16 protein-coding genes are annotated in these 25951 nt (G+C 73.9%); 7 read left to right on the top strand and 9 right to left on the bottom strand.

What is annotated here, in order from left to right; genetic code table 11:
- Positions 1–36: 36 nt before the first annotated feature.
- From ACIBCT_RS15680 to fabV, 4 genes are all read left to right on the top strand, one after another.
- The gene (locus ACIBCT_RS15680; RefSeq protein ID WP_399188890.1) at positions 37–5583 is read left to right on the top strand and encodes a beta-ketoacyl synthase N-terminal-like domain-containing protein; all 5547 of its coding nucleotides are present in this window, start codon (positions 37–39) and stop codon (positions 5581–5583) included.
- Positions 5580–7223, top strand: a complete 1644-nt coding sequence (locus ACIBCT_RS15675) for a (2,3-dihydroxybenzoyl)adenylate synthase (RefSeq protein WP_399188888.1) — start codon at positions 5580–5582, stop codon at positions 7221–7223. The genes ACIBCT_RS15680 and ACIBCT_RS15675 overlap by 4 nt, the downstream gene beginning before the upstream one ends.
- Position 7224: 1 nt before the next feature.
- On the top strand, positions 7225–9483 hold the full coding sequence (locus tag ACIBCT_RS15670) for an FAD-dependent monooxygenase (RefSeq protein WP_399188885.1): 2259 nt from the start codon (positions 7225–7227) through the stop codon (positions 9481–9483).
- A gap of 316 nt (positions 9484–9799) precedes the next feature.
- Complete coding sequence (gene fabV, locus ACIBCT_RS15665) at positions 9800–11008, top strand: enoyl-[acyl-carrier-protein] reductase FabV (protein WP_399188883.1); 1209 nt, start codon at positions 9800–9802, stop codon at positions 11006–11008.
- 248 nt (positions 11009–11256) lie between these two features.
- Here the strand turns inward: fabV and ACIBCT_RS15660 are convergent, their stop codons facing one another.
- From ACIBCT_RS15660 to ACIBCT_RS15645, 4 genes are all read right to left on the bottom strand, one after another.
- Complete coding sequence (locus tag ACIBCT_RS15660) at positions 11257–11664, bottom strand: hypothetical protein (RefSeq protein ID WP_399188881.1); 408 nt, start codon at positions 11662–11664, stop codon at positions 11257–11259.
- Between the two features lie 159 nt (positions 11665–11823).
- On the bottom strand, positions 11824–12780 hold the full coding sequence (locus ACIBCT_RS15655) for a cyclase family protein (protein ID WP_399188879.1): 957 nt from the start codon (positions 12778–12780) through the stop codon (positions 11824–11826).
- Positions 12781–12866: 86 nt separating this feature from the next.
- Positions 12867–13706 (bottom strand): alpha/beta fold hydrolase, encoded by an 840-nt coding sequence (locus ACIBCT_RS15650; RefSeq protein ID WP_399188877.1) that lies wholly within the window; start codon positions 13704–13706, stop codon positions 12867–12869.
- A 67-nt stretch (positions 13707–13773) separates the two neighbouring features.
- Positions 13774–15180: a nucleotide disphospho-sugar-binding domain-containing protein gene (locus tag ACIBCT_RS15645; protein WP_399188875.1), complete on the bottom strand. Its 1407-nt coding sequence runs from the start codon at positions 15178–15180 to the stop codon at positions 13774–13776.
- Positions 15181–15513: 333 nt separating this feature from the next.
- Between ACIBCT_RS15645 and ACIBCT_RS15640 the strand changes: the two genes are divergently transcribed.
- The 3 genes from ACIBCT_RS15640 (at position 15514) to ACIBCT_RS15630 (ending at position 18963) form a co-directional block, all read left to right on the top strand.
- A complete protein-coding gene (locus ACIBCT_RS15640; protein WP_399188873.1) occupies positions 15514–17226 on the top strand; it encodes an MFS transporter in 1713 nt (570 codons plus the stop codon).
- Positions 17227–17306: 80 nt separating this feature from the next.
- Complete coding sequence (locus ACIBCT_RS15635) at positions 17307–18371, top strand: glucose-1-phosphate thymidylyltransferase (RefSeq protein WP_399188871.1); 1065 nt, start codon at positions 17307–17309, stop codon at positions 18369–18371.
- Positions 18372–18429: 58 nt separating this feature from the next.
- A complete protein-coding gene (locus tag ACIBCT_RS15630) occupies positions 18430–18963 on the top strand; it encodes a pyridoxamine 5'-phosphate oxidase family protein (RefSeq protein ID WP_399188869.1) in 534 nt (177 codons plus the stop codon).
- A 229-nt stretch (positions 18964–19192) separates the two neighbouring features.
- Here ACIBCT_RS15630 and ACIBCT_RS15625 read toward each other — a convergent pair whose 3' ends face one another.
- From ACIBCT_RS15625 to ACIBCT_RS15605, 5 genes are all read right to left on the bottom strand, one after another.
- A complete protein-coding gene (locus ACIBCT_RS15625) occupies positions 19193–20425 on the bottom strand; it encodes a cytochrome P450 (protein WP_399188867.1) in 1233 nt (410 codons plus the stop codon).
- 228 nt (positions 20426–20653) lie between these two features.
- A complete protein-coding gene (locus ACIBCT_RS15620) occupies positions 20654–22945 on the bottom strand; it encodes an ATP-binding cassette domain-containing protein (RefSeq protein ID WP_399188865.1) in 2292 nt (763 codons plus the stop codon).
- A gap of 47 nt (positions 22946–22992) precedes the next feature.
- Positions 22993–24129, bottom strand: coding sequence for a methyltransferase (locus tag ACIBCT_RS15615; protein ID WP_399188863.1), 1137 nt, complete (start codon positions 24127–24129; stop codon positions 22993–22995).
- Between the two features lie 80 nt (positions 24130–24209).
- Positions 24210–25319, bottom strand: coding sequence for a serine hydrolase domain-containing protein (locus ACIBCT_RS15610; RefSeq protein WP_399188861.1), 1110 nt, complete (start codon positions 25317–25319; stop codon positions 24210–24212).
- A gap of 200 nt (positions 25320–25519) precedes the next feature.
- Positions 25520–25939 carry an SgcJ/EcaC family oxidoreductase gene (locus ACIBCT_RS15605; RefSeq protein ID WP_399188859.1) on the bottom strand — a complete coding sequence of 140 codons (420 nt, stop codon included), beginning with the start codon at positions 25937–25939 and terminating at the stop codon, positions 25520–25522.
- Between the last annotated feature and the right edge of the window lie 12 nt (positions 25940–25951).

Below are 25951 nucleotides of genomic sequence, written 5' to 3'. Positions count from 1 at the left end.
CCCGCAGGGATGCCCATGACGGACGAAGGAGGGCCGATGAACTCCCCCGAACCCCCCGAATCCCCCGAACCCCTCGCCATCATCGGGATGGCCTGCAGATTCGCCGGAGGCGTCGACTCGCCGGAGGCGTTCTGGGACCTGTTGCGCGAGGGCCGCGACACCGCCGGGGAGGTGCCCCCCGACCGCTGGGAGTGGTACGCCTCCCAGGGCCACGAGTACGCCGCAGCCGTCCGGGACGTGACACGGCGCGGCTCCTTCCTCGACGACGTGCGCGGGTTCGACGCCGAGTTCTTCGACATCACCCCGCGCGAGGCCGCGCTCATGGACCCGCAGCAGCGGATCGTGCTGGAGCTGGCCTGGGAGGCGCTGGAGCACGCGGGCATCCCGCCGCGCGACCTCGCCGGGACCGACGCCGGGGTGTTCATGGGGGTCGGTGCGGACGACTACGGCCGCAGGCTGCTGGAGGACCTGCCCCGCGTCGAGGCGTGGACCGGCATCGGCGGCGCCTACTGCGGGGTCGCCAACCGCGTCTCCTACACGCTCGACCTGCGCGGCCCGAGCGTGGCGGTGGACACCGCCTGCTCGTCGTCGCTGGTCGCCCTGCACCTGGCCGCGCAGGCGCTGCGCGCCGGGGAGTGCCCGGTGGCGCTGGCCGGCGGGGTGATGGTGATGGCGGCCCCCGGGCTCTCGCTGGTGCTGGACGCGGCCGGTGCCACCGCGCCCGACGGGCGCAGCAAGTCCTTCGACGCGTCCGCGGACGGCTACGGCCGTGGCGAGGGCGGGGGCGTCGTCGTGCTGAAGCGGCTGGCCGACGCCCGGCGTGACGGTGACCGGGTGCTCGCGGTGATCCGCGGCAGCGCCGTGCACCAGGACGGCCGTACCAACGGCATCATGGCGCCCAGCGGCCGGGCGCAGGCCCACCTGATGCGCCGGGCCTACGAGGCCGCCGGCGTGGACCCGGCCACGGTCGACTACGTGGAGGCGCACGGCACCGGCACGCGGGTCGGCGACCCGCTGGAGGCCGGCGCGTTGGCCGAGGTCGTCGGCCGCGACCGGCCTCGGGAGCGTCCCTGCCTGATCGGGTCGGTGAAGCCGAACGTCGGTCACCTGGAGGCCGGTGCCGGCGTGGCCGGTGTGATCAAGACGGTGCTGGCGCTCCGGCACGGGGAGATCCCGCCGAGCCTGAACGTGACCACGCCCAACCCGGCCGTCCCGTGGGAGACCTCGGGGCTGCGGGTGGTGACCGAGCCGACCCCCTGGCCGGACACCGCGGGGCCGCGCCGCGCCGGTGTCTCCGGGTACGGCTACGGCGGCACGCTCGCGCACGTCGTCCTGGAGGAGGGGGACGCGCCCCTGCGGGAGACGGGCCGGGACGCCGGCCCGGCGCTGTACCCGCTGTCCGGGGCGAGCCGCGCGGCCGTCGCCGAGTACGCGGGCCGGCTCGCCGACCTGCTCTCCCGCGAGGACGGGCCGGGCACGACCGGCGTGGAGGCCGGCACGGCCGACGCGAGACCGGTCACGACCGACGCGAAGCCGGGCACGACCGACGCGAAGCCGGGCACGACCGGCAGCGGGCCGGGCACCACCGGCGTGAGGCCGGGCACGGCCGACGTGGGACACACCCTGGCGCGCCGGCGCACGCACCTGCCGCACCGGGCCGCCGTGGTCGCCGCCGACCGGGCACAGCTGGTCGCGCGGCTGCGGGAGCTGGCCGGGCAGGGCACGGGACCGGCGACCGGGACCGTGCTGCCGGGCGCCGGGCACGGGCTGGTCTGGGTGTTCTCCGGGCACGGTTCCCAGTGGACCGGGATGGGCCGCGAGCTGCTGTCCGAGGATCCGGTGTTCGCGGGGGTGATCGACCGCCTGGAACCGATCTTCGCCGAGGAGATGGGCCTGTCGCCCCGCGCGGTGATCGCCGACGACGCCCCGCAGCCGGTCCACGTCATTCAGCCGATGATCTTCGCGATGCAGGTGGCGCTCGGCGCGGTCTGGCGGGCCCGCGGGGTGCGTCCGGACGCGGTGATCGGCCACTCGGTCGGCGAGATCGCGGCGGCCGTCACCGCCGGGGTGCTCACCCTGGAGCAGGGCGCGAGGCTGGTGTGCCGGCGCTCGCTGCTGCTGCGCCGGGTGGCGGGCCGCGGCGCCATGGCCCTGGTGAACCTGCCGCCCGAGAAGGCCGAGGCCCGCATCGGCGACCGGCGCGACCTGGCCGTGGCCGTGGCCGCCTCGACGGGCTCGGCGGTGGTCTCCGGCGACATCGGGACCGTCGAGGAGCTCGCCGCCCGGTGGGGCGCCGAGGGGCTGGCCGTACGCCGCGTCGACTCCGACGTGGCCTTCCACAGCCCGCACATGGATCCGCTGCTCACCCCGCTGGCCGAGGCCGCCGCGGACCTGCCGCCCTGCCCGCCGTCGGTCCGCCTGTACAGCACGGCGCTGGAGGACCCGCGCTCGGCCGCGCCCCGCGACGGCGCCTACTGGGCGGCCAACCTGCGCGGGCAGGTACGGTTCGCCCGGGCGGTGACGGCCGCCGTCGAGGACGGGTACCGCCTGTTCGTCGAGGTCTCCCCGCACCCGGTCGTGGAGCACTCGATCGGCGAGACGCTCGACGAGCTGGGCGTCGACGACGCCTACGTGACCCACTCCCTGCGCCGCGGCAGGCCCGAGCTGGAGACCCTGCTGACCAACCTGGGCCTGCTGTACTGCCACGGCGCGGACGTCGACTGGTCGCGCGCCTGGCCGGACGGCGCGCTCACCGACCTGCCGGGACCGGCCTGGCAGCGCAGGCCCCACTGGGCGGAGGAGCCGACCGGCCGCGCCGGGACGCTCGGGCGGCACGACCCGTCGAGCCACACGCTGCTCGGTGGCAGGAACCGCCTGAACGGCACGACCCCGGCGTGGGCGTGGCTGACCCGCCTGGACCGCGAGTCCCGCCCCTACCCCGGGCGGCACCCGGTGCGCGGGGTGGAGATCGTCCCCGCGGCCGTGCTGCTGAACACGTTCCTGACCGCCGCCTCGTCCGCGGGGTCCCGGCCGGACCTGGCCGACGTGGCCCTGCGGGTGCCGGTCAGCCTCACCGACCCGCGCGACCTCCAGGTCGTCCTGCAGGACGGCGTCGTCCGGCTCTCCTCCCGGATCGTGGACGGCGCCGACGACGACGCCGGCTGGGTGACGCACACCACCGCGGTCGTGGAACCCCGCTCCGCGCTGCCGGACGGTCCCGTCCTGGACGTGACGGCCGACGAGGAGCTGCCGCCTGGCCACGTGATCGACCGGCTCGCCTCCCTGGAGGTGGCCGAGATGGGCTTCCCCTGGGCGGTCGAACGACTCCGGCGCGGCGACGACGGCCTGGTGTTCACGGTCCGCACCGACACCGACACCGACACGTGCGCGGGCTCCGGTTCCGACGCGGGCGCGGGCTCCGGCCCCGGTACCGACGCGGGCGCGGGCGTGAGCGCGGGCTCCGGTTCCGACGCGGGCGCGGGCTCCGGCCCCGGTACCGACGCGGGCGCGGGCGTGAGCGCGGGCTCCGGTTCCGGTACGTCGCCCGCCACGTGGGCACCGCTGCTGGACGCCGTGCTGTCGGCCGCCTCGGTGGCGTTCTCCGGACCGCCGGTCCTGCGCATGCCCGCGCGCATCCGGCGCGTCACCCTGGCGGAACGACCTCCGGCGCGGGCGCGCGTCGTCGTCCGCGTGACCGGTGACGACACCGTCGACGTGGAGATCACCGACCTCGGCGGCACCGTGACCGGCCGGCTCACCGGCCTGCGCTACGGCCTGCCCGACGGCGACGCCCGGACCGTCACCGGCCCCCGCAGGCTGGTCCACGAGCTCGTCTGGCGGCCGGTGGAGCACACCGGTCCCGCGGCCCCCGGGGAGACCCGGGAGACCGGGGAGACCGGGACCGCCGGGGAGCTCGCGGAGGTGATCCTGGTGGGCCCGGACGGCGCCCTGCGCGACCGGCTGGCCGCCCGCCTCGACGGCTCGGGGGTCCCGTACCGCGTCGCCGCCGCGCCGGAGGAGCTGCGCGAGGGCGAGCTGACCGGTCCCCGCGCCGTCGTCGTGGTCCCGCCGGACGCCGCCCCGCGGGGGGCGGGCGAGGTGGGCGACGCGGCGGCCCGCGCCGCCTGGCTGCTGGCCCGGACCGCGCGGCGGCTGGCCGGCTCCGGGAGCGCCCGTCCCGCCCGGCTGTGGTGCGTCACCGAGGGCGTGCGCGAGGGCCGTGACCCCGGCGCGCTCGCGCAGAGCGCGCTGTGGGGACTCGGACGGATCGTCGGCGGCGAGCATCCCGACCTGTGGGGCGGGGTCGTCGACCTCGGCCGCTCCCCGCGCGATCCGGACGCCCTGGTGGAGGTCCTGCGCGGCGTGCGCGGTGAGGACGTCGTGGCGGTGCGCGACGGCGGGCTCTCGGTGCCCCGGCTGCGCCTGCCGGACGGCGAGCCCGGCGGGCCCGCCGCGGCCTGCCGTCCGGACGGCACCTACCTGGTCACCGGTGGCCTGGGCGCCCTCGGGCTGGAGGTCGCGCGGTGGTTGTCGGACCGGGGCGCGCGCCGCATCGTGCTCGCCGGCCGTACGGCCCTGCCGCCCCGCGACCGCTGGGACGACCAGGCCGATCCCGGACTCCGGGCGAGGATCGCGGCCGTGCGTGCCCTGGAGCGGCGCGGCGTCACCGTGGTCACGGTCGCGCTGGACGTGTCCGACGCGCGGGCCGCGGCCGAGGCGCTCTCCCCCGCCGCGCTCGGGCTGCCGCCGATCCGGGGGGTCGTGCACGCCGCGGGCGTCGTCGACGACCGCGTGGTCCGGGCGCTCGACGAGGCGTCGATCCGCGCGGTGCTGAGGCCCAAGGTGGACGGCGCGCTGGTGCTGGACGCCCTGTTCCCCCCGGGGAGCGTGGACTTCTTCGTGCTGTTCTCCTCCTGCGGGCAGCTGCTCGGCCTGCCCGGCCAGGGCGCCTACGCGGCGGGCAACGCGTTCCTGGACGCGCTCGCCGCGCGCCGCCGGGCCGCGGGGGACGCCGCGACGACCTGCTTCGGCTGGACCTCCTGGCGCGGGCTGGGCATGTCCACCTCCTCGGAGGTGACCGACGCCGAGCTGGCCGCGTGCGGCACGGGCGACATCACCGCCGCGGAGGCGTTCGACGCCTGGGAGCTGGCCGAGCGGTACGGCCTGGGCTACGCGGCCGTGCTGCGGACCGTCCCGGTGGACGGTGGCGGGCGCAGGCCGCCGGTGCTGGCGGAGCTGTCACCGGAGACGCCCGGCGAGGAGCCCGGGACCGACGCCGGGGCCCCGCGCTGGGCCGGCCTGAAGGGGACCGAGCTGCACGAGGTCCTCGCCGAGGAGATCCGCCTTCAGGTGGCCGCGGAGACCAAGCTCGCCGCGGCCGAGCTGGACCCGCGCCGCCCCCTGGTGGAGATGGGCCTGGAGTCGGTCATGACGGCCCGGATCCGCCGGGGGCTGGAGCGGCGCTTCCGCATCCCGCTGCCCGCGACGCTGTTCTGGGACCGGCCCACCATCGACGCGATCGCCTCCCTGCTGGCCGAACGGGTCGACGGGAGCGCACCGATCAGTGAGAGGAGCACACGATGAGGCCCGAGGGTGCCGTGCCCTGGCCCGACGACCTGGCCCGCGCCTACCGCGAGGCGGGATGCTGGCGCGACCGCCCGCTGGGCTCCCTGCCGTGGGAATGGGCGGAATCACGGGGCGAGAGGGTCGCGGTGGTCGACGGAGAGCACCGCCTGACCTACCGGGACCTGGCGCTGCGTTCCGACGCCCTGGCCGAGGGGCTCGCCGGGCTCGGGTTCGCCGCCGGTGACACGGTCCTGCTGCAGCTCCCCAACCGGTGGGAGTTCGTCGTGGTCACCCTGGCCTGCCTGCGGCTGGGCGTGGTGCCGGTGATGATGCTTCCGGCGCACCGCGAGCACGAGCTGGCCTCGATCGGCGCGCACGTCGGGGCCAAGGCCCTGGTCGTACCGGACGACTGGCGCGGCTACGACCACCAGGAGCTGGCCCACCGGGTGGCGGACACGCTGCCCGGACCGGCGCGGGTGCTGGTCGTGGGCGAGAAGGTACGGCCGGGCGGCGTGGACGTGCGCGCCCTGATGCGGCCGGACGGCGACGTCGAGCGCCGGCGCCGGTGGCTGGACGATCGGGCGCCCGACCCCGGTGACGTCGCGGTGTTCCTGCTGTCGGGGGGCACCACGGGCGTGCCCAAGGTGATCGGCCGCACGCACAACGACTACGAGTACAACTTCCGGCGCTGCGCCGAGGTGTGCGGGTTCGACGCGGGCACCGTGTACCTGGCGGTGCTCCCGGCCGCCCACAACTTCGCGCTGGCCAGTCCCGGCGTCCTGGGGGCGCTGCACGCCGGGGGCCGCGTCGTCCTGCTGCCGTCGCCCCGGCCGGAGGCGGTGTTCGCGGCCGTCGAGGCCGAGGGCGTCACCGCCACCTCCGCGGTCCCGGCCGTGGTGCTCAAGTGGGTGGAGGCGGCCGGGGACAGCGGTCACGACCTGTCCAGCCTGCGCCACGTCCACGTCGGCGGGTCCGTGCTCTCGCCGGAGGTCGCCGCGCGGATCGGCCCGGCGCTGGGCTGCCGGCTGCAGCAGGTGTACGGCATGGCCGAGGGCCTCATCTGCTACACCCCGGCCGACGCGCCCGACGAGGTGGCCCACACCACCCAGGGCTCGCCGGTCAGCCCGTACGACGAGCTGCTGGTGGTCGGGCCGGACGGGCGCCCGGTGCCGCCCGGCGAGCCGGGCGAGCTGCTCACCCGCGGCCCGTACACGCCGCGCGGCTACTTCGGGGTGCCCGCGCAGAACGCCGTCTCGTTCACCCCGGACGGCTGGTACCGCACCGGTGACCTGGTGCGGATCACGCCCGAGGGGAACGTGGTGGTCTGCGGCCGGGTCAAGGACCTGATCAACCGGGCGGGCGAGAAGGTCTCCGCCGGTGAGATCGAGACCCTGGTCCAGGAGATGCCGGAGGTGGCCGAGGCCGCCGCGGTCGCGATGCCCGACCCGGAGGTCGGCGAGCGGGTGTGCCTGTTCGTCCGCGTCCGTCCCGGTCACACGCTGACGCTCGACGACGTGGCGGGGTCGCTGACGGCCCGGGGCGTGGCCGCGTTCAAGATTCCCGAACGGCTGGAGGTGCTGGACGAGCTGCCGCACACCCCGATCGGCAAGCCCGACAAGAAGCGGCTGCTCGGCCTGCTCGCGGCACGCGGGAGGTGAGATGCGCCGGCTCCACGTCGACGTGGCGGGCGGCGGGCCCGGCGGGCTGTTCCTGGCCCGGCTGCTGATGCTGGCCGACCCGTCGTCCTCGGTACGGGTCCACGAGCGCAACGGCCCCGACGACACCTTCGGGTTCGGCGTGGTCTTCTCCGGCCGCACGATGTCCTCGATCCGGGCGGCCGACCCCGAGACCCACGAGCTGATCCTGCGGGCCGGCGTCTCGTGGTCCGACATGGAGCTGCGGCTGCCCGGCGCTTCCCTGCGCTACGGCGGGTACGGCTTCACCGCCGTGTCCCGGCACACCCTGCTGCGCATCCTGCAGCGTCAGGCCGTCCGGGCCGGGGCCGAGGTGCGTTTCCACCGGGAGCTGCGGCTCGACCCGGACGGCGGGCCCGGACGGGTGACCGTCCTGGCGGACGGCGCCGGGTCGGCCAACCGCGGCCGGTGGGCCGGGCGGTTCGGCACCACCGTCGAGACCGGCGCGGCCAGGTACGTCTGGTTCGGGACCGAGGCGCCGTTCGACGCGGTGACCTTCCCGTTCGTGCCCACCGAGTACGGCGTCTTCGCCGCGCACGCCTACCCGTACGGCGAGGGCGTGAGCACCTTCATCGTCGAGGCCGACGAGCGGACGTGGCGCAACGCCGGGATGGACGCGCCGGTGGAGGCGGGGCTGACCGACGACCGCTCCCGGCGGATGCTGGCCGAGGTGTTCGCCGAGCACCTCGGCGGCCGGCCGCTGATCGGCAACGGCAGCAGGTGGCACACCTTCCGGGTGGTGCGCAACGCCCGCTGGTCGGCCGGGAACGCCGTGCTGCTGGGCGACGCCGCGCACACCGCGCACTTCTCGGTCGGCTCCGGTACCAAGCTGGCCATGGAGGACGCCATCGCACTCGCCGACGCCCTGCACCGGGCCGGGCGGCCGGGCGAGGCGTTCGCCGCCTACGAGGCCGTCCGCCGGGGGCCGGTCGCCCGGACCCAGACCCTGGCCGGACGGAGCATGCGCTGGTGGGAGACGTTCGGCCGCCGGATGCACATGCCTCCGCACCGGTTCGGCATGCACTTCATCACCCGTACCGGGGCGATCACCTATGCCGGGCTGAGCCGCCGGCACGGCGACCGGATCGCCGAGGCCGAGGCCGAGTTCACCGCGCTGGCGAGCACCGCAGAAGTCGCGGGGACGGGCCCGGAGGGTCGCGACGGGCCGGACGGGAAGGTGTCTTCGCCCCTGGACGGGGGGTCGCCTCCGGTTCCGGACACCGCCCCGGCCGAGAACGTCTCCGTGGTCGGGGACGTCGCCTCGGTCCAGGGCACGACCCCGGTCCAGGGCGTCGCACAGATCCAGGAAGTCGCCCAGGTCCGGGACCTCGCACAGGTCCGGGACGTCGCCTCGGTGGAAGGCGCGGCCCCGGTCACGGGCGCGCTGAGCCTCCCGGTCACGCTGGGGCCGCTCCGGTTGCCCACCCGCGTGGCCGCGCGGCTGCCGCACGACGCGGAGGACCCTCGCCACTCCCCTGCCCGCCCGACCGGCGTCTCGCTCGTTCTCGCCGACCTGCGCGACACGATGGCGAGGGTCACCGGGGGCATCGCGAGCACGGGAAGCACCGCTGGCGCGGAAAAGGCCCGGAACATCGAGGAAATAGAGGACATCGAGGACACGATCCGCGACGCGGTGGCGAAAGCGACGAGAGCAGCAGGGACGACGGGTGCGGTGCTCGGCGTCGTCGTGGCCCCGGAGACACACCCCGGCGCGGTCGGCCGGGTCGCACGCGCCGGTGGCGTCAGGCTCGTCGAGATCCTGCCGGACCAGGGCCTCCCCGGCCCCGCGCCGGTCACCGCGTTGCTGGACGAGGCAGGCCCGGCCACGGCCGTGTGCGCGGGCCTGCGCCGCCCGGACGAGGACGCCTGGTCCGCCGGGGCCGAGCGGCTGCTCGACGGGTGCCGCCGACTGCGCGCGCTGGGCGTCACCGCCCTGCACCTGCACGGCGCCCCGGCCGGCTCGCGTCCCGCCCTCCGCTCAATCCCTCACTCCGGCCCGTGCTCCGTCGGCACGCGCTGGGAGCACCTGCTGGGATGGGCCGACCGGATCCGGACCGAGACCGGGCTGCCGGTCCTGCTGGACGCGCCGGACGGATGGGCACCGCACACGAACGGCACCGGCGACCATCCCGGGAGCGGAGAGCGAGACCGGGACGGGGACGATTGGGCGACCCGCCTGCACACGGCCCTGGTCAGCGGGCGGGCCGATGTGATCGTGGCCTGACCGCTGTCCCTGCCACACACCCGCGCGGCAGGGAAGCGCCATGCCCGAGGAACCTCATCGCGCGGACAACGACGACCGGAGTCGCCGCACGTGCGCCATGTGACCACGCCGATCCGGATCCGAACCCGTGGAACGACCTGACGTCGATAGCCTCTCGCTGCCGGAACCGTTCGAGAGCTTGAAGGGCGGTTCCAGGTGACCACCCCGGATGAGGGCACCGGTCAGACCCACACGGTCGATGGCCTCATCATGACCGTTCAGCGCCTCGCGGGCCCCGACCCGCCCGCGGGCCCCACCAGACAGGCACAGGCACACGATGACGGAACGCCTCATCGAACCCCGAGGGCGCGGGTTCCTGCTGTTCGACTCTCACCCCGCCGGATGCGAGAAGATCGTCCGCGACATGTGGGATCGCGTCACCCCTGCGGTCCCCGACAAGGAGGGCGAGCGCCGCCCGGTGGCCCTGGTCGTCGGCTCCAGCGCGGGCTACGGAATGGCGACCGTAATCGCGGGGGTCCGCCGCTACGGCATCGACGGTGTCGGTCTGTGTTTCGAGCGCCCGTCCACCGAGCGGCGCACGGCCACCGCGGGCTGGTACCGCACCATCGCGACCGCCGAACTCGCCGCCAAGGCCGGTCGTGACTGGTCGTTCGTCAACGGTGACGCCTTCGCCGACGATACCAAGGCCCAGGTGCTCGACCTGCTCGCCGAACGGTTCGGCGGCATCGACCATCTGATCTACAGCGTCGCCGCGCCACGCCGTACCGACCCTGCCACCGGACGGACCCACCAGTCGGTCATCCAGCCGCTCGGAGCGGGGTACCGCACCAAGACCCTCGACGTCGGCGGAGACGAACCGGCGTTGAAGGAGATCTGGGTCGAGCCGGGCAGTAACACCGAGCGGGCCGACACCATCAAGGTCATGGGCGGCGAGGACTGGGCCCTCTGGGTCGACGCCTTGACCGACCGTGGCCTGCTGCGCCCGGGGTTCACCACCGTGGCCCTGTCCTACATCGGCTCGCACTTGACCGCGCCGATCTACCGGGACGGTACGATCGGCGCGGCCAAGGCCCACTTGGAGGAGACCGCGCTCACGCTGAACCGCGACCTGTCCGGGATCGGCGGGAGGGCCATGACGTCGGTGAACGGCGCCGCCGTCACTCAGGCGTCCACCGCGATCCCCGGAATCGCCCTGTACGTCAGCCTCCTGCGCGGCGTCCTCGGCGAGGCCGTGCGGTCTCCGCTTCAGCAGTCCGTCGAGCTGTGGGATCTGCTCACCGGCGTCCAGGCACTCGATCTCGACGATCACGGGCGCATCCGCTTGGACCGGTGGGAGCTGAATCCCCTCGTCCAGGAGCAGGTGACCGAGCGGTGGGAGGCCGTCGCCCCGGGCACCGTCGGAGACCTGGCCGACATCGACTGGTTCACCTCCAAGGTGCGCCGCCTGTACGGCTTCGACGTACCCGGCGTGAACTACAGCGCGCCGAGTGAACCCGACATGCCCTGGCCCACTCCCGCCGAGTAGCGACCGGCCGTACACCGCCCGCCTCCATCTCCTCGGTCAGGACAGGCTGAGGAGATGGAGTTCTCGGACCACCCCGCACTCCTTCCACGGCACGTATCGGAGCGACGTCGCAAGGCTAGAGACCGGAACCACCTGAGCACCTATGGAAGAAGCGAAGCGGCTTGTCCGGCCTGACGAGCGGGCCTTCCTTTCCTTCCCACGCAAGGCAAGGGGAGGACACACTTCCGGAGGGCGAGAAGACCAGGGGGTCAGGACCAGGACTCCCAGGCCGCCAGGAAAACTTTCGCCGTTTCTCTGTCCATTATGTAACCCTCGCCCGATTTTTTAATGAGAGGTGCACGGCCGAAGGCATCACAGAACTGGTCGATGCGACGCATGGTCTCCCGGACGTCGGCCTCCGCGACTCCCATCTCTGCAGCCAGACAGCCCAAAGAGTAGGGGTGATCCGATCTGGAGGAAAATATGTGCAGAATGTGCTGCCCACGGGGGATGTCTTCGCAGGCTTTGCTCATGAGGGCGGCCTCGATGACCACTTCCTCCGAGAAGCTCCATGGCCTGGAAAGACCCGCAGGGTTCGGTGAGAAACTCCTCCGGTTCTCCATCCTTCCCCTCTCTCGTAAGGCGGCGTGAAGCCGTCCGCCCGTCCTCGCGGACACGCAGGAGCTCATTGCTTCCAGGTCTTGACCCGGCGTGCCCGCCGCCCCCTGACCGAAGCCAGGGTTTTCACCATTGTCCGGCACGAAAGGCAATCGCAGACAACCGCGTTCCAGGTGCGGGCCGGGCTTCATGGCGTCGCACCCCCTCGTGAACCGCGGTCAGAATGTGGCGATCGGGTTGACCGGGCTGCCGGACGTACCGGCGAAGCGGACCGGTGCGACCGCAAGGTGGAAGTCCCACTGGCCGAGCTCGGCGGCCGTCGTCGCGCACGCCTCCAGGTCGCAGTTGTCGAGCATCCACAGGCCCATGGCGACGAGGCTCACGGCGTGAACCGGCATCAGCACGTCCTCGTACCCCGACGGCTGAACGTCCTGGGGGGTGTCGGCGCCGATCAGCGCGACCTCCCGTTCGTGCAGCCACGGCAGGCAGGAGGCGTGCCAGCCGGCCTGGGTGAAACCGCCGGTCTCACCGGTCTCGTGCCGGGCGCGGCCGTGGCCGGTCCGCAGGAGCACCGCGTCGTCGGATCGCACCCGCACACCCTGGCGACGCTCGGCCGCTTCGAGATCGTCGGGGAACACGCCCTGCCCCGGTTCCAGCCACGGCACATCGCGGACCTTCGCGATGTCGAGCAGGACACCACGCGTGACGATCCCGTTCGCCGCCGCCGTGACGGACGCCCACGCCGATCCCGTCGAGGCGTCGACCAGCGAGTGCGGCCGCCCGTTGTACATGGTGCCGTCCCAGAAGATGTGGCACGGCGAGTCGAGGTGGGTGAGCGTGTTGCCGTGGAACGTGATGCCGAGCCGCTCGGACGAGAAGCCCCAGCGGCGGTCGTTGCGGAATCCGGGCGCCGGCATGTTCTCGGCGCCGGGCATGTCGGCGGCGCACGGGCACGTCGTCGTCGACCGCTCCATGTCCTCCGGTACGGCGACCTCCCACGCGCACGACACGCTCCTGCCGTGGCGCACGGCTCGCGCCGCCGCCAGCCGGACGTGGTCGGTGATGTGGTTCAGGGTGCCGAGCTCGTCGTCGTCGCCCCACCGTCCCCAGTTCGACAGCGTGTCGAAGTACCCGAGCACGTCGTCCTGTGCGGGCAGCGGCCGTCCTGGCGTCATCCCGGCATCGGCTCCTCCGGTCACGTGGTTCGAGGCGTCGCAGGCAGGGTACCCGCCCTCTTCCTCGACACGATCTCACCGGGGCGTCAGCGGTCGCCCAGGATGTGGATGAGCATGTCGGCGAACTCGATCGGGTGCGTCACGTACCCGACGTGCCCGCCCGGGAAGTCGACGACCGGCAGGCCGAGCCGTTCGGCCAGCACGGTGTTGGGCCGGTAGGGGAAGTGCTCGCGCGAGGCGCTCCCGCCGGCCAGCACCAGCCGGTCCGAGACCGTCTCCAGCGCCGCGACGTCGAGGTCGAACGCCGGGTACGGCAGGATCTCGTGCTCGAACCAGAAGACCTGGTTGCGGCGGATGCGGGCCAGCATCGCCTCCAGCCGCTCCGGTGACGGCTGGAACTCCCGCGGGGGCCGCGTGGGCTCGGCCATGCCGGCCCGGTCGCGGAAGAACCGCATCGCCGTCTGGGCGCCGTCGCGCCGGTAGATCTCGTACAGGTCGGCGTAGAAGCGCAGCCACCGTTCGGCGTCCGGCAGGACGGAGGCCAGCGGCGGCTCGTGGGCGACCAGCGTCCGGACGGCGGCCGGGTGGCGGACGAGCAGGTGGAGCGCGGTGATGGCGCCGGAGCTGCCGCCCATCACGTGGGCGGGCCCGTCGGCCAGGTGGGCGAGCAGCCGGTGGGCGTCGTCGGCGTCGGTGTCCACCCGGCGCGCGTCGTCCACCGGCTCGTCCGCCCGGCTGCGGGAGAAGCCGCGCCGGTCGTAGGTGATGACCGTGTAGCGGTCCGCCAGTGCCTCGGCCATCGGTTCGTAGGGCCCGGCGTCGCCGTTGCCGGTGGGGACGAGCAGCAGGGGCGGGCCGCTCCCGCGGACCTCGTGGTAGAGGGTCGCGCCGGGCACCGCGAGCGTGCCGGTGGTCAGCGTGCGCATCGGTCCTCCATGGTCGTCGGCGCCGGGCCGCTCATCCGCGCCGGTGCTCGGCGGTCAGCCGGGCCGCTCATGCGCGCCGGTGCTCCGCGGTCAGCCGCTCCAGCACGGGGACGACGGCGGCCGGGCTCGGCAGGGAGAGCCAGTCGTCGAGGACGGCCTGCGCGCCGCGCGCGTAGGAGACGTCGCTCACCACCTGCTCGATCATCTTGCGGATCTCGTCGACCGACTGCGCCCGGTGGTTGAGCCGGGTGCCGGCGCCGCGGCCGATCACGTACTCCGACGTGGGGGTCGCCTCCAGCTTCTTGGCCGGCAGCTCCCAGGTCGTGACGGTCTGGACGACCTCCTCGCTGACGCCGAACTCGAAGCCGTTGCGGAAGGTGCCGTCCTCGATGGTGCGCGGGTCCACCTCGGAGGGGCGTACCAGGACGGTCTCCTCGGTGTCGCAGACGATCTGCGGGACCTTGAACGCGCACGCCGCGCCGAACGTGCCGATGCCTCCGTGGTGGATGACCGCCGAGCAGGTCGGCAGCAGCTGGTTCAGCGAGACCCACTCGATCGCGCGCACGTTGGCGGGGAGGTCCCGGATGCCCTCGAGCTGCAGGGAGTTGAGGGTGGCGACCAGCTCGACGTCCAGGTCCTTCACGGCCTCGATGATCATCGGTGAGCGGCCCCAGTCGCCCTTGATGAACCTGCGGGTCGACTCCCCCAGCGTCAGGGCGATCCTGGGCACCCGGGGCCGCTCGCGGAGCCACTCGGGGAAGGGGACGGCGCCGTTGTAGGGGACGTAGCGCATCGGGACCGTGACCGCGCTGGTCGGCAGCCTCATGCCGGGCGGCATCGGGTCGATGGACCACTGCCCGTACAGCAGCTCGTCGTCGACCTCCATCCCGTACCGCTCCGCCAGCGGCCTGAGCAGGTCGGCCTGGAGGTTCTCCGGCAGGCCGGCCGCCCGCAGCGCGTCGCGTTTCTCCGCGACCCGGTCGAAGCTCCAGCCCGGGAAGTCGGGGCCCAGCAGGAAACGGGCATGCGCGGCTCCGCAGGCGCGCGCGGCCACCGGGCCGGAGGCGAACGTCGGGTCCCAGATCACCAGGTCGGGACGCCAGGCGCGGGCGAAGTCGACCAGTTCCCCGGCCTCCGGCAGGTCGGTCCGCACGTAGTCGGAGATCGCGCAGAGCAGCCACTGGTGGAAGACGATCCAGTGCTCGCGCTCCTGGCCGGTCAGGCCGAGCACGTCGGCGTGGCGGAGCACCTCGTCGGGGTGCTCCGGCGGCTTGGCGTCGGGCCTGATGCGCGGCTCGACGCCGTCCGGGTCCCCCAGCGGCACCGGGGTGAGTCCGGCCGCGGTGACGGAGCCGGCGAAGGAGGCGTGGGTGGCGACGCGGACCTCGTGTCCCGCGCTCTGCAGTGCCCACGCGCACGGTACGACAGGCCACAGGTGGGCGTGCGACGGATACGAGGTGAACAGGACGCGCATGGGGCTTCCCCTGTGATGTGAGGTCGGGCCGGTGTGGGTCGGGCCGGGACCGCGTTCCCGCGGTCCGGGGCGGATCGTCCGGTACGGGCGTCCCGGGCCGATCGTCCGGTACGGGTGTCCGGGACGGTCCGCCCGCTGCCGCCACGACGGACGATCCCACCGCCGCCCGCGCGGGGCATCTTCCGGCGTGCGCTCCCGCCGGCCGGGCCGTACCGCGGGAAGCGCACGCCGGAAGATGTGCCGGACCGGCGCGACCTGTGATCGTGGGCGGGACAGGTGTCGGCCCGGAACCGGGCCGGTGCGAACGTGCCCCGACGACGAGAGGACAGGTGCGTGACTACAGCGGACGTTGCCTCCGGCACTCCCGCGAGGGCCGGATGGCGCCAGTGGGCGGGCCTGGCCGTGATGTGCCTGCCGACCATGCTCACCACCGTGGACATCACCGTGATGTTCCTGGCGCTGCCGCACGTGAGCGCCGACCTGGGCGCGGGCGGGGTCGAACAGCTCTGGATCTCGGACATCTACGGCTTCATGATCGCCGGTTTCCTGGTCACGATGGGCACGCTGGGCGACCGGATCGGCCGGCGCAAAGTGCTGCTGGCCGGGGCCGCGATGTTCGTCGCCGCCTCGCTGCTGGCCGCCTACGCGACCTCGACGCCGATGCTGATCGGCGCCCGGGCGCTGCTCGGCGTGGCCGGGGCGACGGTGGCCCCCTCCGTCCTCGCGCTGATCCGGGACATGTTCCCCGACCCCCGGCAGATGGGCACGGCCATGGCCGTGTGGGGCTCGTCCATCATGGCGGGCGTGATCCTCGGCCCCGTGGTCGGCGGCCTGCTGCTGGGCGCCTTCTGGTGGGGATCGATCTTCCTGATGGCCGTGCCCGTCATGGGCCTGCTGCTGCTGACCGCGCCGTTCCTGGTGCCCGAGTCCCGCAACCCGGACGCGGGACGGCTGGACGTGCCGAGCGTGCTGCTCTCCCTGGGCGCGGTGCTGCCGCTCATCTACGGGCTCAAGGAGCTGGCCCGCGGTGGCCCGGCCCCGCAGGCGGCCGCCGCGATCCTGCTGGGCGCGGCCTGCGCGCTGGTCTTCGTACGGCGGCAGCGCACGCTGACCGACCCGCTCCTCGACCTGCGCCTGTTCGGCATCCGCGTGCTCTCCGGCACCATGGTGCTGTCGCTGATGTTCGCGTTCGTCATGGGCGGGACCGGCCTGGTGGTGACGCTGTTCCTGCAGCTCGTCCAGGGATACTCGCCCTCGGGCGTGGCGCTGTGGATGGTGCTCCCGGCGGTGGTCATGATCGTGATGGGCAACGTGGCCGGCGCGGTCGCGCGGGTCGTGCGCCCGGCGTACCTGATCGCCGCCGGAGCCGTGCTCGCGGCGGCCGGGATGGTCGTGCTCACCCGGGTGGGCGCCTCCGGCGACATGCCGCTCCTGATGACCGGCCTGGTCATGGTCTACGCCGGCGGCAGCCCGATCACCGTGTTGAGCCCCCTGCTGGTCATGACGTCCGCGCCGCCGGAGCGCGCCGGCTCGGCCGGGTCGCTGCAGTCCACCGGGAGCGAGTTCGGCACCGCGATGGGGGTGGCCGTCCTGGGCCTGGTGGCCACCGCGGTCTACCGCACCGGCGTCACCGTGCCCGCCGGGGTGCCCGACGGGGCGGCCCAGGCCGCCCGGGAGAGCATCAGCGGAGCGGTGCTCGCCGCGCAGCGCTTCCCCGGGCAGGCCGGTGGCGAGCTGCTCGCCTCCGCCCGGGAGGCCTTCACCTCCGGGCTGCACGTCACCGCGGTCGTCACGGCGGTCGTCTTCCTCGGTCTGGCCGCCGTCGCGCTGGCCGGCCTGCGGCGGGTCCCGCCCACCGGCGCGGCACAGGCCGGCGGCCCGCAGGAGGCGGGCACCTCCCCGGCCGGAGAGGCCGCGCAGACCGCGCAGACCGGTGCCGGAACGCCAGGGGAGGCCGCGCAGACCGGTGCCGGGAGGCCGGAAGGCGCCGGCGCGTCAGGGCCGGCGCGGGCCCCCGAGGGCGCCGGCGAGATGTCCGTGCGCTGAGAACCGGGCACGCGGGCCGGCACGACCGGCCCGCGTGGCGGTCCGCGCACGCCGCTCTCAGGGAATCTTCGGAGTCGCTCATGAAAGCCCTTGTTCTGTCGGGCGGGTCGGGAACGCGCCTTCGCCCCTTCAGTTACTCCATGCCGAAGCAGCTCATCCCCATCGCCGGCCGTCCGGTCCTGGAGCACGTCCTGGACGACATCCGGGGACTGGGGGTGAGGGAGGTCGGCATCGTGGTGGGCACGTGGTCGCCGGAGATCGAGCGGGCGATCGGCGACGGCTCCCGCCTGGGACTGCGCGTGACCTACATCCGGCAGGAGCGGCCGCTGGGCCTGGCGCACTGCGTCAGGCTGGGCCGGCCGTTCCTCGGCGACGACGACTTCGTGATGTACCTGGGCGACAACATGCTGCCCGACGGGGTCGCCGACATCGCCGCGTCCTTCCGGGCCGAACGCCCGGCCGCGCAGGTGGTGGTGCAGAGGGTGGCCGACCCCCGGGCGTTCGGCGTCGCGGAGGTGGAGCCGGACGGCACCGTGCGGCGCCTGGTCGAGAAGCCCCGCCACCCGCGTAGCGACCTGGCCCTCGTCGGCGTCTACTTCTTCACCCCGGCCGTCCACGCGGCGGCCGAGGCCGTCACTCCCGGCGCCCGCGGCGAGCTGGAGATCACCGACGCGATCCAGCTGCTGATCGACCGCGGCGCCACGGTCAGGGCCGGCGTGTACGGCGGTTACTGGAAGGACACCGGGCGGATCGAGGACGTGCTGGAGTGCAACCGCCACCTGCTGGGCGGGCTCCGTACCGAGATCGCCGGGGAGGTCGACCCCCTGAGCAGCCTGTCGGGCCCGGTGGTGGTGGCGCCGGGAGCCCGCGTGGTGCGGTCGCGGATCGTCGGCCCGGTGATCGTCGGCCCGGGCACCCTGGTCGAGGACAGCCGGATCGGGCCGGACGTCTCCCTCGGTGCCGGCTGCGTGCTCCGCGGCACCGGACTGTCGGGCTCCATCGTCATGGACGAGGCCTCCATCTCGGGGATCGACCGGCTGCAGGACTCCCTGATCGGCCGGGCCGCCGTCATCGCGCCCCGCCGCGACGAGATCCGCCACCGCCTCGTCATCGGCGACCACACGCGCGTCGAGATCGCGGCGTGATAGGAGTCGGGAGGCGTCCCGCCCCAGGTGACGGAGAGGACAGAGAGAAAGGATGCTCATGAGGGAACCCGTGGCCGAACGGAACCTCGACGGGTACGGCGCGCCGCCGATCCCCTGGAAGCAGGTGCTGGAGGGCCTCGACGACGGCTTCTCGCAGGTACCGGGCTCGGGCGGTCCCGGCAGGTACACCTGCTGGCTGACGACGGTCTGCCCGGACGGCAGGCCGCACGTCATGCCGCTGGGAGCGCTCTGGTGGAAGGGTGCCTTCCACTTCACCACCGGTCCGGGCACCCGCAAGGGCAGGAACCTCGCGCACGACCCGCGCTGCGCCGTCACGGTCGCCCTGAAGGAGTTCGACCTCGTCGTGGAGGGGCGGGCGGAGCGGGTGACCGCGGAGGACCGGCTGCAGGGGATCGCCGAGGCGTACGCGGCGCAGGGCTGGGAACCGTCCGTCCGCGACGGCGCCCTGTACGCCGAGTACAGCGCCCCGAGCGCGGGGCCGCCCCCGTGGTACGTGTACGAGGTGGTCCCGGACAAGGTGTTCGCCCTGGGCACCGCGGCACCGTACGGCGCGACCAGGTGGAACTTCTGACGGCTTCGCCGGCCGCACGGGTCACGGCCGGGGCGCCCGCGGGCGCCCCGGCCGTTTCTCGTTCTCCTCGCGTCCCCCGCCCGGTCCGTCGCTCCTCACCCGGTCGTCTCCCGGGTCGTCTCTCCCGCGCGGTCGTCTCTCACGCGGTCGTTCCCGGGCGGCCGGCTCTCACCCGGTCGTCTCCCACGTGGTCGGTCCCGTCCGGTGGCGGTCCCTCGGCTCGTGGACGTCACCCGACGGTGACGGGGAAGGTGTCGTGGCCCCGTACCAGCCAGCGGTCGCGGTAGTCGGCGGGCCCGGCGGCGGTGACGGCCGGGAAGCGGCGCAGCAGCATGGGCAGCGCGATCCGCGCCTCCAGGCGGGCCAGGGCCGCCCCCAGGCAGAAGTGGGCACCGCCGCCGAAGCTCAGCGGCTGGTTGTCCGGTCTCGCCGGGTCGAAGACGTCCGGCCGGTCGAAACGACGCGGGTCCCGGTTCCCTGCGGCCAGCATGACCACCACCTTGGTGCCCTCGGGGACGCGCGTCCCCAGCAGGTCGGCGTCGGTGACGGCCCAGCGGGTGGTGGCCTGGACGGGCGGCTCGAAGCGCAGGCACTCCTCCACGTAGCCCTCGGCGAATCCGGGCTCCGCGGCGAGCCTCGCGGCCGCGTCCGGGTGCTCCAGCGCCAGCTTCAGGCCGTGTCCCAGCAGGTGGGTGGTGGTGTCGAAGCCGGCCGACAGCAGCAGGACGAGGTTGGCCGTCAGCTCGTGCTCGCCGAGCCTGCTCCCGTCGGTGTCGTGCACCCGCACCAGGTCGCTGACGAGGTCGTCGGCCGGGTGCCGGCGCCGGTGGGCGATCAGCGTGGTGAAGTACGCCGACAGCTCGTCCATGGCCTTGTCCGCCGTACCGAGGACGGACGGGTCGGTGGTGCCCTCCAGCGCGAGCGTCACGTCGGCCGCGGCGGCGCGGAACCAGCCCTGGTCGTCCTCGGGGACGCCGAGCAGGGCGCCGATCACCCCGACGGGCAGGCGGAAGGCGAACTCCCGCATGAAGTCCACCGGGGCCCCGCCCGCGCCGAGCTCGGCGACGCGGTCGAGCAGCCGGCCGGTCATGCGCTCGATCGCCGGCCCCAGTGCCGTCACCCGGCGGAACGTGAACGCGCCGCTGACCAGGCGCCGCAGCCGCGTGTGGTCGGGCGGGTTGGTGTACAGCATGGAGCCGGTCCATCCCCGCAGGGAGGAGTGGGAGCGCCATCCCGGCAGGTCCCGGTCGTAGCTCCCGGCGTCCTGGACCTGGAGCCACGGTTCCCGCAGGGCTCGCGCGCACACCGCGTAACCGACCGCGGCCATCAGGCCGGGTCTGACGGTCACCAGGTCCCCGTGGGCGCGCAGTGCCTCGTAACGGGGATAGGGGTCGCGGCGTCCGTCCGGGGACAGCAACGCCGCCATCGCCTCCTCGGGGGAGGCCGCCGCCCGCTCGGTCATCATCATCCTTTGCCTCGGTCGTCTCGCCCTTCCCCGAACTCCTCGGGGACGGGGCCTTCCTCGAACGTCCCGGTGCGGGAGCGGCCGGGTCGTGCCGTCGTCCCGGCACCCGCCGGAGGCTCATCGGGCCGCCCGGCCGGTTCGTACCGGCCGGGCCGCCTGATCGGCCCCCGCCGGGGGTGATCCGAGGCGGGGGCCGGGCCCTGCCGGGCCGGCCCCCGCCGGGGCTCAGCCCGCGGACTTCGTGGACGTGGCGGACCGGGAGCCCCGGGACCGCACGTGGCGCCGGAGGTACTCGGCCGTGATCGAGTCCGTGGACTCGACGAGGTCGCCGGGGGTGCCGGTGAAGACGACCCGTCCCCCGTCGTGGCCGCCCTCGGGACCCAGGTCGATCACCCAGTCGGCCTGCCGGACGACGTCGAGGTGGTGCTCGACGACGACGACCGTGTTCCCCTCGTCGACGATGCGGTCCAGCAGGGCCATGAGGGTGTCGACGTCGGACAGGTGCAGCCCGGTGGTGGGCTCGTCGAGGACGTAGATCTCCCCGGTTCGGCCGAGCCGGTCGGCGAGCTTGATGCGCTGCAGCTCACCTCCGGACAGCGAGCTGAGCGGCTGCCCGAGGGTGAGGTATCCCAGGCCGACGTCGATGAGGGCCTGGGCCTTGGCGCGCAGGGCCTTCTCGGTGAAGAACTCCGCGGCCGTCTCGGCCGGCATCTCCAGCACGTCGGCGATGGAGGCGTCGCGCAGCCGGTGGGCCAGCACCTCCTCCTTGAACCGCCGGCCCCGGCAGGTCTCGCAGTGGACCGTGACCGGGTCGGCGAAGGCCAGCTCGGTGATGATGACGCCGCGCCCCTGGCACTCCTCGCAGGCGCCCTTGGAGTTGAAGCTGAACAGTCCCGCGTCGACACCGCCAGCCTTGGCGAACAGCTTGCGGATCGGGTCCATCATGCCGAGGTAGGTGGCGGGCGTGGACCGGGAGGACGCGGCGATCGGTGACTGGTCGACGAAGACCGCCTCCGGCCGGCAGGCGCGAAACACCTCGCCGATCAGGGTGCTCTTGCCCGCCCCGGCCACGCCGGTGACGGCCGTCAGCACCCCGGCGGGGATGGTCACGGTCACGTTCTTCAGGTTGTGCAGGTCGGCGCCCTCGATCCGCAGCTCTCCGCGCGGCGTGCGGACGTCCTTCTTGATCTCGGCCTTGACGCCCAGCGCGCGGCCGGTGGCGGTGCCGGACCCGCGCAGGCCCTTCAGGTCCCCGGAGAAGACGATCTCACCTCCGTGGGCGCCCGCGCCCGGGCCGACGTCGACGACGTGGTCGGCGACGGCGATCACGTCGGGGTCGTGCTCGACGACCAGCACCGTGTTGCCCTGGTCGCGCAGCGCGCGGAGCTGCTCGGTGAGCCGCTCCACGTCGCGCGGGTGCAGGCCGACGCTCGGCTCGTCGAAGATGTACGTCAGGCCGGTCAGCTCGCTGCCCAGGTGCCGGACCATCTTCAGCCGCTGCCCCTCCCCGCCGGAGAGCGTGGGCGTGGGACGGTCCAGGCTGAGGTAGCCGAGCCCGATCGCGACGATGCGCTCCAGGGCCGCGGCGATCGGGACGGCCACCGGGTCGTCGATCCCGGTCAGCTCCTTGCGCAGGTCGGTGATCTGCATGGAGCACCACTCGGCGATGTTGCGGCCGTTGATCCGGGTGGCGAGCGCGGCGGCGTTCAGCCGGGCGCCCTCGCAGGCCGGGCAGACACCGCTGTTCATGAACCGTTCGACGGTCTCGCGCCGCTTCGCGCTCAGCGCGGACAGGTCGCGCTTGAGGTTGAGCCGGGTGAAGCGGTCGATGACGCCCTCGTAGTCGGTCTGGAAGGAGACGTTCTTCGTCTTGACCTTGATCTTGGGCCCGCCCGTGCCGTGGAGCAGGTCGTTCCACTCCTTGTCGGTGAAGTCCTTCAGCGGCTTGTCCGGGTCGAAGCGGCCGGAGTTGACCCAGATCTGCCAGTCGGGGCTGCCCACCTTGTACTCGGGGTACTGGATCGCCCCGTCCTGGAGGGACTTGGAGCGGTCGAAGAACAGCTCCAGGTCGACCTGGACGGTGCGGCCCAGGCCCTCGCACTCCGGGCACATGCCGGCGGGATCGTTGAAGGAGTACGACGAGACCCGGCCGTCGGGTCCCTCGTGCCGCGCGAACAGGGCACGGACCATGGAGTAGACGTCGGTCATCGTCCCCACGGTGGAGCGGGCGTCGCCGCCCACCGGCTTCTGGTCGACGATCACCGGAGGGGTGAGGTTCTCGACGGCGTCGGCCTGCGGCCGTTCGTACTTCGGCAGCTGGTTGCGGATGAACCAGGGGAACGTCGCGTTGAGCTGGCGTTGCGCCTCGACGCCCACGGTGTCGAAGACGAGCGACGACTTGCCCGAGCCCGACACCCCCGTGAACACGGTGATCTTGTTCTTCGGGATCGTCAGGGAGACGTCCTTGAGGTTGTGCACCCGCGCCCCGGTGATCCGGATAACGTCCTGCTCCGCCATCGGCTGCCCTGCCCTTCGTGTCGTTCCGCGCGACCGCCGCCCGGCCGTCATCCGGCCGCGACCGCCGCCTCGGTGCCGGTCCTTCCGGCTCGTCCTTCCTGTCCTTCCTGTCCTTCTGCCGCGGCCGCGCCGTCCCGCCCGGTACGGCCGGCGTCCTCCTCCCGCCGGGGCGCGGGACGCCGCGCGGCGGTGAACTCGATCACCGACAGCCGCCCGGCCGGGTGCACCGCCACCGCCTCGAGCCCGGCGTCCGCCGCCAGCGCGGCCAGTTCGGCGGCGCGGCGTTCCTTCCCGCCGTAGTAGGCGAGCATCCGCAGGTCCATGGCGGTGTGCGGCGACTCACCGTCCGGGCCGATCCGCTCGATGACGAAGACCGAGCCGTCGTCGCCGGCCGCCTCCGCGCAGCGGCGCAGGATCGTCCGTGCCGCCTCGTCGTCCCAGTCGTGGACGACCGACGAGAGCAGGTATCCCCCGCGTCCGCGCGGCAGCGGCTCGAAGAAGCTTCCGGGGACGACGTCGCCCCGGTCGGCGAGCCCGGCCTCGGCCAGCGCCTTGCGCGCGGTCTCCGCGGTGCCGGGCAGGTCCACGACGGTCCCCCGCAGGGCGGGGAAACGGGTCAGCAGCGCGATCATGAGCGTGCCGTCGCCGCCGCCGACGTCGACGACGTGGCCCAGCGCCCCCCAGTCGCAGGCCGACACGATCTCACCGGCCCGCTCGACGGCGTCGGCCCCCATCCGCGCGTCGAAGGAGGCGGCCAGCGCCGGGTTCGCGGCCAGGTCGTCCCAGAAGGGGCGGCCGAACTGCACGGGGTAGGCGGCCTCGCCCGTGCGCACGCTGTGCAGGAGCCGGACGAGGCTGAGCTCGGCGCGGCCGACCGCGCCGTCGATGTCCAGCATGTCCCGCAGGTGGGCGGGGTGGCCGGTGCGCAGCGGCTCGCCCAGCGGGGTCAGCGCGTACCGCCCGGCGTCGTCCCGGGACAGCACGCCCTTGGCGGCCAGGTGCCGCAGCACGCGCTCCAGCGCGTCGGCGTGCGCGCCGGTCTGCTCGGCGAGTTCCCGCGCGCTCCGGGGCTCGGCGGCCACCCGGTCGGCGATGCGCAGCGTGGCGGCCACCCGGATCGCCATCGGGGTTCCCAGGTGCGCGAGCGACCACAGCCTGGCGCTCATGTCGGCCTTGTCCGACACCGCGTCCTCCTTGATCCTTCACGCGGCGAAGGCCGCGCCGCCCGTCCCTCACGGCCGACGGGCGGCGCGGCCCCCGGCCGTCAGCGCGTCGACGAGGCGACGATCTCCGCGACCTTCTCGTAGGCGGCGAACTGGCCCATCGCGATCCGGGTCTTCGTCACGGCGACCACGGTGCCGGTGGCGGTGTCCGCGGACACCGCGGCGCCGTTGGTGCCGGCGAAGCCGAACGCGGTCGGGGTCTCGCCCGCCTGCTTGATCGGCTGGCCGAAGTCGTAGCCCAGCGTCCGCGAGGCCGGGAAGCCGAAGATCTGGTCCTGGCCGGTCTCCGCGGGGGCGGTGACCTCCCGGAGCCGCTCGGGCGAGATCAGGCGGACGCCGTCCACCTCGCCCAGCAGGGCGGCGTACATGCGCGCCACCGCCCGCGCGGTCATGGTGCCGCCCGCCGGGACGTCGGCGGTGAGGAAGGCGGGGTCGTTGTACAGCTCGGCCGAGGGCGCCACGGACAGCGGCGCCGTCTTGAACATCGGCAGGTCCGCGGGCATCGAGGCCGCCATCTCCGCGGCGCCCGGCATGTCCTCCAGCCTGGCCACGGCGTCGAGGCGGGACTCGGGAACGGCGAAGTACAGCTCCTCGGCGACGCCGAGCGGGGCGGCGACCTCCTCGCGCAGCACCTGCGAGATGGGCTTGCCGGTGGCGCGGCGGATGATCTCCCCGACGATGTAGCCGAACGTCAGGGTGTGGTAGCCGGTCTTGGTGCCCGGCTCCCACCACGGCTCGGCGTTCTCGATGAAGGAGACCATCTTCTGCCAGTCGGACAGGTCCGCGGGCTTGAGGTCCTCCGGCACGCCGGGCACGCCGGCCGAGTGGGTCAGCACGTGGCGCACCGTCACGGAGTCCTTGCCGTGCGCGGCGAACTCGGGCCACAGCTCGGCGACGCGGGTGTCGTACCCGAACACCCCGCGCTCGACGAGCACGTGCACGACGGTGGCGGCGACCCCCTTGCCCATGGAGGTGCTGAAGATCGGGGTGCCGGAGTCGAGCCTGCGGCCGGTGGCCGGGTCGGCGACGCCGGCGACGGCGTCGGCCACGAGGACGCCGTCGCGGTAGACGGCGGCCTGAAGACCCGTCTCGGCTCCGGACTCGACGAGCTGGTCGATGGCCTCCTGAACGAGCTTCTGGATGTCACTCATGGTCTGGACGTGTCTTCCTTTCTCGGGTCCCGTGCCGGGACCTCCGACGGACATGGTCTCCGGAACGCAGGCGGTTCGCCGCCCCCGCCTCATCGTGGTCCCGGTCGCCCGGTGGGGCATCTTCTGGATTGCGGACTTGTGCCGGGTCCCCGGGCCGGTGCGGCCGCACCGGCCCGGGGACCCGGCGGGCGCGTCCCGGGTCAGGCCCCGGCCGCGTCGCGCGGGCTGTTCTGGTAGGCCGCCAGGCGCCACTGCCCGTCCTGCTCGACCAGCACCCAGCTCGCCCGTACGGCCCGCTCGGCGGAGACCTCGGTCTCGCCGGGCGCCAGCACCCCGCCCTGGGTGATCAGCACCGCGGTGCGGTCGCCGATCAGCCTGACGTCCACCGGGGAGCCGGTGACCTGCGTCCCCTTGTACGGGCCGGCGAACGCCCCGGTCATGAACGCGCGGATCTCCTCGCGTCCCTTGCGGTAGACGCCGGGCAGGATCATGGTCCCGTCCTCGGTGAACACGTCGGCGAAGGCGGCGGCGTCGTGGTCGGCCCAGGCCTTGATGATGCGCTGGGGAACCGCGGCCGCCTGCTCGACGGCGGTCGTGGTGGTCACGGTGGTCGCGGTCATGGTGGTCCCTCT

Origin of the sequence: Streptosporangium sp. NPDC050855, from assembly GCF_044456585.1 — a bacterium.
Lineage (GTDB): Bacteria > Actinomycetota > Actinomycetes > Streptosporangiales > Streptosporangiaceae > Streptosporangium > Streptosporangium longisporum.
Note: the sequence above shows the minus strand (reverse complement) of the source record. Positions and strands in the feature narration are given on the sequence as shown.